The organism is Nitrosomonas sp. sh817, from assembly GCF_030908545.1.
Lineage (GTDB): Bacteria > Pseudomonadota > Gammaproteobacteria > Burkholderiales > Nitrosomonadaceae > Nitrosomonas.
The window spans coordinates 1,694,809-1,708,322 of the sequence record NZ_CP133083.1 but is presented as its reverse complement, the minus strand read 5'-3'; the positions used below and the strand labels follow the sequence as shown (position 1 = coordinate 1,708,322).

At 48.6% G+C, this 13,514-nt stretch carries 10 protein-coding genes; 5 read left to right on the top strand and 5 right to left on the bottom strand.

The features are described 5' to 3' along the window. Nucleotides 1–215 precede the first annotated feature (215 nt). Nucleotides 216–2,894, bottom strand: coding sequence for a bifunctional acetate--CoA ligase family protein/GNAT family N-acetyltransferase (locus tag RBH92_RS08010; protein ID WP_307931588.1), 2,679 nt, complete (start codon nt 2,892–2,894; stop codon nt 216–218). 304 nt (nt 2,895–3,198) lie between these two features. On the opposite strand from RBH92_RS08010, the gene RBH92_RS08005 reads away from it, so the two are divergent. Next, on the top strand, nt 3,199–3,750 hold the full coding sequence (locus RBH92_RS08005; RefSeq protein WP_307931587.1) for a cytochrome c oxidase assembly protein: 552 nt from the start codon (nt 3,199–3,201) through the stop codon (nt 3,748–3,750). 58 nt (nt 3,751–3,808) lie between these two features. On the opposite strand, the gene RBH92_RS08000 is transcribed toward RBH92_RS08005, so the two are convergent. After that, complete coding sequence (locus RBH92_RS08000; protein ID WP_307931586.1) at nt 3,809–4,867, bottom strand: cytochrome-c peroxidase; 1,059 nt, start codon at nt 4,865–4,867, stop codon at nt 3,809–3,811. A 245-nt stretch (nt 4,868–5,112) separates the two neighbouring features. After that, the gene (locus tag RBH92_RS07995; protein WP_307931585.1) at nt 5,113–5,979 is read right to left on the bottom strand and encodes an MBL fold metallo-hydrolase; all 867 of its coding nucleotides are present in this window, start codon (nt 5,977–5,979) and stop codon (nt 5,113–5,115) included. Between the two features lie 307 nt (nt 5,980–6,286). Between RBH92_RS07995 and RBH92_RS07990 the strand changes: the two genes are divergently transcribed. Continuing rightward, on the top strand, nt 6,287–7,975 hold the full coding sequence (locus RBH92_RS07990; protein ID WP_307931584.1) for a bifunctional protein tyrosine phosphatase family protein/NAD(P)/FAD-dependent oxidoreductase: 1,689 nt from the start codon (nt 6,287–6,289) through the stop codon (nt 7,973–7,975). An 8-nt stretch (nt 7,976–7,983) separates the two neighbouring features. Further along, nucleotides 7,984–8,805 (top strand): sulfite exporter TauE/SafE family protein, encoded by an 822-nt coding sequence (locus RBH92_RS07985; protein WP_307931583.1) that lies wholly within the window; start codon nt 7,984–7,986, stop codon nt 8,803–8,805. Nucleotides 8,806–9,009: 204 nt separating this feature from the next. On the opposite strand, the gene RBH92_RS07980 is transcribed toward RBH92_RS07985, so the two are convergent. Both RBH92_RS07980 and RBH92_RS07975 read right to left on the bottom strand, forming a co-directional pair. Continuing rightward, nucleotides 9,010–11,265, bottom strand: coding sequence for a bifunctional diguanylate cyclase/phosphodiesterase (locus RBH92_RS07980; protein ID WP_307931582.1), 2,256 nt, complete (start codon nt 11,263–11,265; stop codon nt 9,010–9,012). Between the two features lie 154 nt (nt 11,266–11,419). Then, nucleotides 11,420–11,791, bottom strand: a complete 372-nt coding sequence (locus RBH92_RS07975) for a DUF4156 domain-containing protein (protein ID WP_307931581.1) — start codon at nt 11,789–11,791, stop codon at nt 11,420–11,422. Between the two features lie 200 nt (nt 11,792–11,991). On the opposite strand from RBH92_RS07975, the gene RBH92_RS07970 reads away from it, so the two are divergent. Beyond that, nucleotides 11,992–12,558 (top strand): LemA family protein, encoded by a 567-nt coding sequence (locus tag RBH92_RS07970; protein ID WP_307933946.1) that lies wholly within the window; start codon nt 11,992–11,994, stop codon nt 12,556–12,558. Continuing rightward, the gene (locus tag RBH92_RS07965; RefSeq protein WP_307931580.1) at nt 12,555–13,502 is read left to right on the top strand and encodes a GIDE domain-containing protein; all 948 of its coding nucleotides are present in this window, start codon (nt 12,555–12,557) and stop codon (nt 13,500–13,502) included. Before RBH92_RS07970 ends, RBH92_RS07965 begins: the two co-directional genes overlap by 4 nt. Nucleotides 13,503–13,514 lie beyond the last annotated feature (12 nt).

The following is a 13,514-nucleotide window of genomic DNA, read 5'->3' as shown; positions in this document are numbered from 1 at the left end:
AAAATCTATCAAAGAGAATCTCGTGTATTGATGTACAACCGCTAGGGAAGCGCTGATTAATTCAACGAACGTGATGAAGGGCGAGGCGCACGGAACGCAACACCGAGACATATCAATTTGATAGGCGAGGGAGTGAGTACCGCGCAACGAAGCAATTCGCTCGTGCAGTTAATTAATCAGCGCTTCCCCAGTCAAAGTGCGGTAGTTTAATTTTTTCAAAGTTGCTTGACAACGCGCATGATCGATACATCCTCGGCGCTGACGGTTCTTGCAAAGCCTAACCGGCGGACCAGTTCTAACATGGCGTGATTCGCTTCCAGCACTTCGCCTTCCATAATACGGATTCCTTTAGCACGAGCGGCATCGAACAAGCAGCTCATGAGCTTGTTGCCGATCCCTTTATTCTGCCACTCGTCAGCAACCACTAATGCGAACTCGCATGATTGACCATCGGCGCTGGCGATATAACGGCACACGCCGAGTTCTTTTTCCCGGTTATCCTGTTGCAGCACTGCAATCAGCGCCATTTCACGATCGTAGTCGATTTGGGTAAAGCGCACCAGCATGGTCTGCGAAAGCTCCTGCAGGGTATCCATAAAACGGAAGTATTTGGATTCCGCCGATAACCCGCGCACGAAATCCTGTTCAATTTCAGCATCCTCCGGCCGTATCGGGCGGATTATCAAATCGGTGCCATCCGCTAATTGCCAGTGTGTAATCAGGTGCGTAGGGTAGGGATGAATGGCCATATGCGCATAGCGGTCGGCTGAAGGCGGCAGATAATCGACGATGATACGGGCATCAACCGCGCATGCGCCATGTTCATCGACGATCAGTGGATTGATATCCATTTCTTTAATCCAAGGTAATTCACATACCATTTCCGATACCCGCAGCAGGATATTTTCCAGCGCAGCTATGTCGATTGCCGGCATGTGACGGAACTGTCCGAGCAATTTGGCGATGTGCGTGCGCTGTATCATGTCTTTCGTCAAGAAACGATTCAACGGCGGCAAGGCGACTGCCCGGTCGCCGAGCACATCCACCAGCACACCGCCGGCGCCAAACGTGATTACCGGTCCAAAAACCGCGTCAGTGGTGACGCCCACCATCAATTCCCGGCCATTAGGTTTTATGATCATCGGTTCCACCACAATCCCTTCGATGCGCGCATTAGGGCTGTGCTTTTGCACGGATTGGAGGATTTCTTGGTAAGCCGATCGCACGGCTTGCGCATTGCCGACGTTAAGGCGAATCCCGCCAGTGTCGGATTTATGCGTAATATCCGGGGAGTGGATTTTCATAACGACCGGAAAGCCGAGTTCTTCGGCAATAACTAGGGCTTCATTGGGCGAATGGGCAACCAGCGCTTTGGCGATCGATATCCGGAAAGCTGCCAGAATGGCTTTGGATTCAACCTCACTCAGGATTTTGCGATGCTCGGCCAATGCGCTTTCGATCAATAAGCGTGCGCCTTCTTCGTCTGGTTCGCTGTGATGCGCAAGTGGTCCCGGTGTTTGCAAAAGCAACTGCTGATTCTGATAGTAAGCGGAAATAAATGAGAACACTTCCACTGCGGGTTCCGGCGTACGGAAATTAGGGATTTTTGCTCGATCGAATACTTGCCGGCTTTCGGTGACTTGCACTTCACCCATCCAGCAAGCGATTAACGGTTTGTTAAATTGCGCGGCAGTCTCAACGACCGTGTTCGCCACTTCAAGCGGGTTTGTCATTGCCTGAGGGGTCAGAATCACCAGCACGCCATCAACACCGGCATCTTGCATGCAGCCGCTAATCGCGTGACGGTAGCGTTCGGCTGTCGCGTCGCCGATGATGTCCAACGGATTGCCGCGAGACCATGTATCCGGTAACTGGGTGTCGAGTTGCTGCAGCGTTTCATCGGCAAGTGTCGCAATGGCTACGCCCAGATCCGCGACCCGATCTGCGGCCATAACGCCGGGTCCGCCGCCGTTGGTGACTATTGCCAGGCGGTTGCCGCCGGGGCGGAAATGCGCCGCAAGCGCTTTGGCTGCGGAAAACAGTTGCACGATGGTTTCTACTCGTACGACGCCTGCGCGTTGCAAGGCTGCTTCAAACACGTCATCTGCGCCGACCAATGCGCCGGTATGGGAGAATGCCGCGGCCGAACCGGCTGCATGCCGTCCTGCTTTGACGATGAATATGGGTTTGATTCTGGCTGTCGCGCGCAAAGCGCTCATGAAACGGCGGGCATTTTGGATGCCTTCGATATACAACAGAATACTGTCAGTTAGCCGGTCGGTTGCAAGGTAATCGAGCATTTCTCCAAAATCCATGCTGGCAGCCGCGCCCATTGAGACAATGCAAGAGAAACCGACCCCGTTAGGTTTTGCCCAATCCATGATCGACGTGCAAAACGCGCCCGATTGCGAGATAAGCGCAAGATTGCCTGCTGGAACGCTGCCATTGCTGAATGTGGCGTTTAAACCGGACGCCGGGCACAGAATACCGAGGCAATTGGGGCCGATCAATCGAATTCCGTATCGGTGCGCGTTATCGATCACAGCGCGTTCCAGTAACGCGCCTTGCGTTCCTGTTTCGCGGAACCCGGCTGATAATACCAAGGCAAAGCGCACGCCGCGCTTGCCGCATTCTTCAATGATACCGGGCACGAGGGCGGCGCGCGTGATGATAACCGCCAAGTCTACCGGTCCGGGTATCTGCTCGACGCTGGCAAAGGCTTGGTATCCTTGAATCTCAGCATGATTGGGATTTACCGCATAGAGCTTGCCTTGAAAACCGTTACATCGCATGTTCCGAAATACGACACCGCCAACCGACTCATCACGATTGCTGGCGCCGATTACGGCGACCGACTGCGGGTGAAACATCGCATGGAGATAGTGTTGATTCACCGGCAGATCCTCAAGGCAATGAATGCCGATATGGTTGGTTAATAATCATTTTATATAATTATTAATAACATTTAATGTTTTAATTAAATTTAATTGTTTTTGAGAGAAACTTTGATCTTACCGGTTTATCAAATGGGCGTGTTTACGGATTCTTGGTTTTTCGATAGCCACTAAACTTTTTCAAAATGGCGGATCGGGAAAAAAGATGTTGCCAACGATAAAAGAATTCCCAGGCATAGGGAAAATGAGATTAACTCATCGATATTGAATGGATCGTAGATTATTTTTTGAGAGGAATAATGTGATGAATACAAGCGATCATGAAATAGTGGACGGAAACGTAAACCAAGCCAACGGAACAATCCGCAAAAAGTTGTTGTTTTTTACAGTTTTCATGTTCGGTTTCGGTTATGCGCTCGTTCCGATGTATGAAAAGTTTTGTGAAGTAACCGGAATCAGCAATCAGCGCATACCGATAGTTGCCGAAAATATGTCTGAAATCGATATGTCGCGGATAATCGCGATCGAGTTGGATACTAATGTCCGCGGCATGCTGTGGAAATTTAAACCGCTACAGACGAAAGTGAAAACACATCCGGGTGAACTGGTCGAAGTGATGTACGAGATCAAGAATGAATCGGATCATGAGATTACCGGGAAGGCAATACCCAGCTACAGTCCGCGCAATCTGGATCAGTATCTGAAAAAAATCGAATGTTTCTGCTTTACCATGCAAACACTCAAACCGAATGAAGTGAAACAATTGCCGGTTAAGTTCTTTGTCGATCCGCAATTGCCTGCCGGAATCGATACGGTAACGATTTCTTACACCTTTTTTGCGCAAGAAGCGAGTTGAGAAGCCGAAAAAGAAACACTCCCGCAGTTAATTTTGCGGGGGTGTTTGTATTTAAGTGTTACTTACTTGCTTTGCTGGTTAAAGAACCCAAGAAAGCTTTGACATCTTCGACAAATCCGGGGCCGACTTCGCGGCCCAGTTGATGTTCTGCCATTTCCTCAATGGCTTGTTCCAGCGTGGCGACGGAGCCGTCGTGGAAATAAGGGCCGGTTTTAGCGATGTTTCGCAGACTCGGCACTTTAAATACCTTCTTGTCCGTTTCCAAGCCGGTCACTTCGTATCTGCCGAGATCTTTGGTTTCATACGGTTCGACCAAGCCGATTTTTTTGTACGAATTACCGCCGATGGCTACACCGTTATGACAATTGGCGCACCCCATGTGAATGAATTTTTGTAAACCGCGTTTTTCAGCGTCATTCAAGGCTTTCTCATCGCCTTTAAGATAGTCGTCGAAACGTGAAGGCGTCAATAATGTGCGTTCGAAAGCACCGATGGCTTTACCGATATTTTTGTATTGAATCGGATCTTTTTCACCCTTGAAAGCTTCGGCAAACAGGGTTTTGTATTCGTCGATTTTTTTCAGCTTATTGACGACGGCTTCTTCGCTCGGCATACCCATTTCGATCGGATTCAGAATCGGACCAAGCGCCTGTTCTTCGACATCCTTGGCGCGGCCATCCCAGAATTGAGCGATATGCAGCGCGGCGTTGAAGGTGGTCGGTGAATTTCTGCCGCCGCGCGTGCCGTCATGCCCGGGCGAGGTGGGTTGGCTATCGACGCCGAAGTTAGTCAATTGATGACAGGAATTGCAAGAAATCGTGTCATTGATTGAAAGCCGGGGATCGAGATACAGCTTTTTGCCGAGCGCGATTAAAGCGGCATGCTTCTTCTCATCGATGATCGACGCTGGCAGCGGTTCGAAAAAATGTTTCAGCGTGGCTTTGTCGAGTTTATGGTGCCCGCCATGCATCATCATTCCACCCATGCCGTGATGATCGCCGCCGTGCATATCGCCATGCTGATCGCCTTTTTTCTGCGTTTCACCTTCATGATTATGTCCGCTTTGGGCATAACTGTAGGAACTGACTATCAATGCTAAAAATAAGAATACTTTCATAGAAACCTCCAGGAATTAATTGTTAGCACACCCTAGTCAACATCATGGGAAATTTCTTGATCGAATTAGCAGCAAGAGAAAGAATGATTAAAACTCGATTTCCTGTTTCCAATGAATGATTGACTATATTTTTAGTATACCCAGTTTATCTTTATTAAAGATTATAAGTTACATTTTTAGTGATCTTTGTCCGTTTTTAGCGACCGGTCTATCTGATACCGGCTTAGCGCGGATCTTAAATCGTTTCACCGTCCGATTACATTGACCGGTATTTTGAAATAAACAATCCCGTTATCTTCCGGCGGCGGCATTCGACCCGCCCGGACATTTAATTGAATCGAAGGCAACAGCAGTACCGGCGCTTCCAGTGTCGCGTCTCGCGCGGTGCGCATTACAAGAAATTCATCTTCGGTGACGCCATCATGTACATGAATATTATGCAATCGTTCTTCGGCGACCGTGCTTTGCCATTGAGCCGGACGATCTTTGGGAGGATAGTCATGGCACATGAATAATCTTGTTTCTGCCGGAAAATCAAGTATTTTACGAATGGATCGGTAAAGCTGGCGGGCATCGCCCCCTGGGAAATCGGCGCGCGCGGTACCGACATCCGGCATGAAAAGTGTATCGCCCACGAAGATCGCATCGTCGAATTGGTACGCCATGTCGGCGGGTGTGTGCCCCGGAGCGGCAATGGCTTTGGCGCTCAGCTTACCGACACTCAACAGCTCGCCGTCTGCGAAAAGATGGTCGAATTGACTGCCGTCCGTTGCAAATCCGGTTTCCAGGTTGAATAGCTTCTTGAAGACCTTCTGTACCTCGGGAATATGGCCGCCAATGGCGGTTTTTCCGCCCAGCTTTTCCTTTAAATAGTGTGCTGCGGTAAGATGATCGGCATGTGCGTGTGTCTCGAGTATCCAGCTTACTGTCAAACGCTGTTCATTAATGAATGCCATCAATTTATCCGCCGATGCGGTTTTGGTTCTGCCCGATTTTGGATCATAATCAAGAACGGGATCGATAATGGCGCAATGTCCATTGGGTTCATCGTACACAACATAACTGACAGTCCATGTGGCTGGATCAAAAAATGCTTTGATATTGGATCGCATGCTGATTTCCTTTTTAAAGTTAAATATTCTATTGCAATGATATATTTTATTATGTAATATTATTTTGTCAATAGATTGATTCGAATGGATCGCGCAATTTTGGCGCGGGAAGATCATTAAGCTTGCGCTTATCGGGTTGTGGGTTCGGGATATTGGTTGTTGTTTCTTGCATTACCTTCAAGTAATAAAGATGAGTGACTAATTTTTAGTATAACAATCAGCCAATGAATCAGTTTTTGTACAAACAACCGTATTGGAAATATCGGGAGTTGATACGATCTGAATCGACGCATTCTGGAGGAAAAAAATGAATATTATCACTAAAGAACTGGATGAGAAATTGTCGGTGACCGGTCAAATCACGGTTGAGGACTTGGTGGAAATTGCTGCAGCCGGTTATCAATCGGTTATCTGCAACCGACCGGACTACGAGGATGGAATCACACAACCCGCCAGTGCGGAATTGGAAAAAGCGGCGCAATCGCTCGGCATTAAATTTGTCTATCTGCCGGTCGCCATGGGACCGGTTTCCCTGGAAAAGAGTGAAGCATTCAACCGGCTGGTCGCGGAATTGCCGGGTCCCGTCCTTGCGTATTGCAACTCCGGTAATCGTTCGCGGAAATTGTACGAATTGAGCAAGCAAACGCAAACTGCCGAAGGCGAAGATGAATCGGTCACGGCGGCTTGCAGTTGGACCGGTGAGGCGCTGGAAACGATTCATATTCCCCACTTGCCAAGCGATCAATCGGCTGCGGCGGCAGCCGCTTGCAACTGGGGTAATGCATTTGACATTGTCGTCATCGGCGGCGGCGCGGCGGGGATCGGTGTCGCAGCCAGCCTTTTGCATCGCCATTCCACGCTTCGCATCGCCATCGTCGAGCCGAGCGATAAGCATTATTATCAACCAGCATGGACATTGGTGGGTGGCGGTGCTTACGATATCAAGGAAACGGTGCGGAACATGGCGGATGTCATTCCCCCGGAAGCGGAGTGGATACACGCGGCGGCAGCGGCATTCGATCCCGACAACAATCTGGTTAAACTGGCCGATGGCCGTTTCATCGGTTACCGGCATTTGATTGTTTGCCCCGGCATACGTTTGGCTTGGGAGAAGATCGAAGGTTTGACGGAAACGCTCGGTAAAAATGGCGTAACTTCCAATTATCAATTCGAGTTAGCGCCTTATACCTGGTCGCTGACAAAAAATCTCAAAAACGGCAAAGCCCTATTCACGCAGCCCCCGATGCCGATCAAATGCGCCGGCGCGCCGCAAAAAGCCATGTATTTATCATGCGATTACTGGTTGCGTAACCGGGTGCTGGATAATATCGAGGTCGAATTCAATACGGCAGGTGCGGTGCTGTTTGGTGTCGCCGATTTCGTGCCGCCGCTGATGGAATATGTGAAACGCTATCATGCGCATCTGGTATTCAATTCCACACTGGTGAAAGTCGACGGTGCCGCAAAAATTGCTTTTTTCGACGTTAAGGATAGCGAGGGAAATGTGACGCGTGTGGAAAAACCGTTTGATATGTTGCACGTGACGCCGCCTCAGGCAGCGCCGGATTTTATCCGGCAAAGCCCGCTGGCCGATGCCGCCGGGTTTTGCGAAGTGAATCCTAAAACGTTGCAGCACGTGCGCTATGCGAATATTTTTTCTTTAGGCGATGCGTGTTCCTCTCCCAATGCCAAAACCGCAGCGGCGGCCAGAAAGCAGGTCGTCATCGTCGCGGAAAATATTCTGGCTGCGCGAGAAGGGCGGGAATTGCCGGACGTTTATGATGGTTACGGCGCTTGCCCGCTGACGGTGGAGAATGGCAAGGTGATCTTGGCCGAATTTGGTTTTGGCGGTAAATTAATGCCGACTTTCCCACTGAATCCGGTAGTGCCTAGGCGATTCGCCTGGTTGCTCAAAACCAAATTGTTTCCCTGGTTGTACTGGAACAGCATGCTGAAAGGCCGTGAATGGCTCACCCGATCAGCCGGCGTCAGCTGAGAAACCTTATGGAAACCTATTTAATCAGCATACTACCGGGTTTATTGACGGGCATCGTGCTGGCATTGACAGGGGCGGGCGGTACCATTATCGCAGTGCCGTTGCTCATGTTCAGTTTACATTTAACCGTTGCGGAAGCCGCTCCCATCGGATTGCTGGCTGTGAGTTTATCGGCCGGAATTGGCGCAGTGATCGCATTCCGGCAAAGAAAAGTCCGTTACCGCGCTGCCAGCTTGATTGCATTAACGGGCGCGCTGGCTGCCCCGGCAGGACTATGGGCCGCGCAACATGTGCCCAATACGCCGTTGATTTTGTTATTCGCCGGCGTATTGATTTATGTTGCGATTCACATGTTCCGCCACAACCGGCTCGACAATGACGATGATGTCAAAACCTCTGCCGAGCCGCCTTGCCGGATCAACGATATTGACGGGCGTTTGGCTTGGAATTTTCCATGCTTTAGAGCATTGGTCCTGTCAGGTACGACGGCAGGATTTTTATCAGGTTTGCTGGGAGTGGGGGGCGGCTTTGTCGTGGTGCCCGCGCTCAGGAAAGCCACAAATCTCGACATGCCATCCATCATGGCGACATCGCTGGCGATTATCGCCCTGATTTCTTCCGTTGGAGTTGTTTCGGCGATATTGATCCATACCCTGCAATGGCCGGTTGCCATTCCGTTTTGCGTTGGAACGGTTGCCGGCATGCTGCTGGGTAGAATGTTTGCCGCGCGTTTTGCCGGTCAACGGCTACAGCAAGGTTTTGCGATTTTGGCGATTATTATTGCAATTGCCATGATAGTCAAAGTAGCTTGGAATGTTTTTTCTTTTTAGCGCCGCGCGTTATGGCGGCAATGGATTCTTTAACTATCAATTTGTTTTTAATAAATAACCCCGTGGCGAGACCACGGAGAATCACAAGTTCAAGGCAATGGGTAGACACAGTCGTTGAGCAAAACGATAACGAAGAAAGTGAAATTACAGCGGGTAAATAATGTCATTCAGTGCCATTGTTTAATCCGGGAGTAATTGCGAAGTTTATTGACAGCTTTTACTTTGCAAAAAAGTTTCAAATTTATCGACTGTCAAAGGTTTGCTGAAAAAATAACCTTGACCGTAATCACATCCCATTTCAAGTAACAGTTGTTTCTGCAACTCGGTTTCCACGCCTTCGGCAACGACTTTCATGCCAAGCCGGTGCGCCATGGTGATAACCGCCTCGCATAAAATGCGGTCGTGCGATTCACTATCCAGATTTGCGATGAACGATTGGTCGATTTTGAGGTAATCGATATCAAATTTCTTTAAATACGAGAGCGATGAATAACCGGTTCCAAAATCATCAATCGCGACTTGCACCCCGGCATCCCGGTAGTTGAGTAATTGTTTCACCACCAATTCATGCACATCGAGCAATAAATTTTCGGTTATTTCAACAATAATGCTCTTGCCATTGATTTTGTGCTCATTCAGATGATTGACCCAATCGCTCATTTTGCTGATGAATTGTTTGGGCGATTTGTTGATACTGATCTGAAAATCCTTGTTGTAATTTGTTTGCCAGTGCGAGACCTGGGTAGCCGCTTGTTTAAATACCCAATCGCCAATATCTGTGATCAGATTGATTTCTTCCGCAATGGTAATGAATTCCGTGGGGTAAATGATGCCGTGTTCCGGGTGCTGCCAGCGGATAAGCGCTTCGGCTTTATAGACCCGGCTGGTTGCAAGTTCCACGATCGGTTGATAGGTCAAGAAGAATTGCTCGGATCGCAGCGCATGGCGAAGTTCGTAGGCGGTTCGCGAGCGGATTTCAGTCGCGGTGCGCATATTGGATGTGAAACAGCTCCAGCAATTGCGTCCGCTATTTTTAGCGGCATACATGGCCTGATCGGCATTCTTCATCAATGACTCGGCATCGTTGGCGTCATCCGGAAAAAACGTGACGCCGATACTAGCCGATACGTAGGCTTGCTTGGAATTCAGATGAAAAGGCTTGGCCAACTCGACCAGAATCATCTGAATAATCATTTCCGCACAACGTTGATCGCTAATTCCGTTCAGGATGATGGTGAATTCATCGCCGCCCAAACGCGCGACGGTATCGGTTTCGCGCACACAGCGATTAAGCCGTTTGGCGGCTTCGGCCAATAACGCATCGCCGATGCTGTGGCCGAATGAATCGTTGACTTCTTTGAAACGATCCAGATCAATGAATAGCACGGCTAATTTTATACCGCTGCGCGCCGCATTTTTTATTTCGTGATCCAAACGATCGTGAAACATATTGCGATTCGGCAGCCCGGTTAAGGAATCGTAATTGGCTTGCCGCCAAATAATTTCATACGATTTCTTTTTGTCGGTAATATCGGAGAAATTGATCAGATAATAGTTGATGGCGTTATCCTTACCCAGCACTGGCGTAATGCTGAACCACGCCGGATATTCGAGACCGCGTTTATTCCTGCCCCATACTTCGCCTTGCCAATGGTTAAACTGCTTCACGCTCAACCAGATTTTCTGGAAAAATTTTGTGCCGTGACGGATCGAGGTTACGATCGATACCGGTTTTCCGATTACTTCCTCCGGAGAGTAACCGGTAGTTTTACTCAATGCCCGGTTAATGGAGATGATCATCTTATCGGCATCGGCAATCATGATCGCTTCGGGGCTATTCTCGAAAACTTTGCTGGAGAGATTTAACTGTTCATTGATTTTTTGTTGTTCAAGTGCGATGCCGATGATGAATGAGCCAATTTCCAGCAGTCTGCGATGAAACGGGCTCGGCAACCGCTTTTCGAAACTGGAAAGCGCGAAAGATCCGATGCATTCGCCGCCTTTGCTTCGTACCGGCATCGACCAGCATGAGAGAATATTAAAATCAATGGCTAATTGACGGATGCTTTGCCAGCGCGGATCATCGAGCGTACTTTCGATATATACCGGCTCCTGACGGAAAACCGCGTTGCCGCATGATCCGGCTTCAGGTCCCGGGCGCAAGCCATTCAGTTGCAGGATGCACGCTTCGGGAACGCTCGGCGCCGCGAATACATTCATACATTGTTTTTCCTTGTCCAATAGCATGACAGTCGCAACCGCATTATCCAGCAATCGCTCCAACAACAAACAAACGGTTTTGCAAACTTCTTTGCAATCATCGCCTAATACCACCAGCTGCAGAATTTCCTGCTGGAACTGAAGAATGCTTGCCTGCTCGGCTTTCGTCAGATCAAAATAATCGGCCGGGGTGAAATTATTGTGGAATAGATCTCTGGCAATAGGGATATTGGTGTTCATCACTGGCGATTAATTATTCTTATCATGCGAGTATTTTAAATAAGGCTGTTAACTTACTGAAATTATCATGATAAATCAATCTGATCTTGTTGCTTGCCGCCATTATCTAACACAAAGAATGCTTGCGCAGACGATTTATCAACATTTTCTTGAATTATTGGCATCGATAGGCATTGCCGATATGGATAATTTCTTTTTCTCCGCCGGGAACTTCATATTTCCCGGAGTTATTCGATCGAACGATATGTACGGTATCCCCGCCCAGTTTCTGGGTCACATCGACTAAACTGTTCCTTGCTTTCATCAAGCGTTCAGTATACGGAACATTGTTTGCTTGAACTTCTCCTTCTTTTGAAGAGCCAATGACTTTACCGAGCAATTCGCAGCCGCTTGGGCCTTCAGCGCCAACCATAATGATGACGGACTTGCTTTGTTCCGCTAGAGCGAAGCCATTTGCGAAACAAACAAAAGAAAAAATTAATAGCATCTTAAAGATCAGTTTTGAATGTGGTATTGACACGTCCATGAATGGTATCTCCTGAAAAATTGTCTGATGAATTTCAAGGTAGCATAGATAAACACGATATCAGCCGTCAATATACGGGTGATTTCCGACTCTTTAAATTTGAGAAATAAAGCCACTAGCCCTATCTTTTTGACTCTGCCATCAGCGGCTGGTTAAGTTATATTGGCCGGAAGTATTTAACAGGAGACAAGACATTGGATATGCTCATTTATACCACGCTCGCGGCAGTCGTCGTTGCTATTGTTTACGGTGTCATGTTGTATAACAATCTGGTCGATATCAAGCATTCGGTATCCCAAGCCTGGTCGAATATCGATATTCTGTTAAAGCAGCGCCATGACGAATTGCCGAAGCTTGTCGAGACCTGCAAACAATACATGGGGTTTGAGCAAGAGACCCTGAAGCAGGTCATTTCAGCCCGTTCACAAGTTGCCGCGGCACGGGAAACCGGTAACATCAACGCGCTGGGTTCTGCGGAAAATATGCTGCGCGCAGGATTGGGTAATTTATTTGCCGTGGTGGAAGATTATCCTGAATTAAAAGCCAGTGAAAAATTTCAACATCTTCAAGCGCGCATCACCGGACTGGAAAATAGTATTGCCGACCGGCGAGAATACTATAACGAAGCGGTTAAAATCAATAATGTGCGAATTGAACAGTTTCCGGACGTTATCGTAGCCAGTTGGTTTAAATTTAAACCGAGGGATTTGCTGGTATTCGCGGATAGCGAGAAGCAAGACGTCAATATCAGCAAGTTGTTCGGTTGATCCACGATCTCCGCGCGATAATGGCGGCATTGGAACTTTCCCCGGAAGAATACCATTTCACGCTGGGCATATTGCTGATGGCCGCATTGCTGAGTTTGTATTACTTTGCGCGTAACTGGAAGCGCTTCCGTCTCATCGAAGACACGCCCACCGCAAAACTGCGTTCCGCGCATCAAGGTTACATCGAACTCGTCGGAAAAGGCTTATCGATAGACGCTCAACCGATCTATGCGCCGCTGTCGAATCACCCTTGTCTTTGGTATCAAAGCCAAATTGAGCAACAGGAAACGTATACTGAGAAAGGCCGTACACAGACGCGCTGGAATGTGGTGTACAAAACGATTAGCGATCAGCGATTTAAATTAACTGACGGAACAGCGGTTTGCCTGGTCGATCCGAACGATGCGGAAGTGAATGGCCACGAGAAATTAGTGTGGTATGGAAACACCGAATGGCCCACTCGAACGCAGATATTCGAAAGTCAATCAATCATCCATGCAATGGCTAATCAATATCGATACACGGAATCGTTGATTTTGCCGGGACAACCGGTGTATGTGCTTGGGCAATACAAAACCTGGTCCGCTGCTTCGCAGCGAAGCGTTCGCGATGTGATGATTCATTTGATCAATGGCTGGAAACAGAATCAACAACAATTACGTGAACGCTTTGATACCAACAAGGACGGCAAAATCGACCAAGACGAATGGGAAGCTGCGCGCGAGGAAGCCTTATTGGAAGCGCAGAAACGGCACGATCAATTGGCGTTGGAACCGGATGAGAACATCATAGCCAAACCGGATCGCTCCGATCGTCCGTTTATTATTTCAGTTTATTCTCAAGCGGTGCTGGCGAAGAAATACCGCCGCCATGCGACGATTGCCGGAGCCGCTTGGGTTTTGGCCGTTGGTTATGCGATATGGCTGGTGCATGCGCATGGATAACGCCGGCACCGC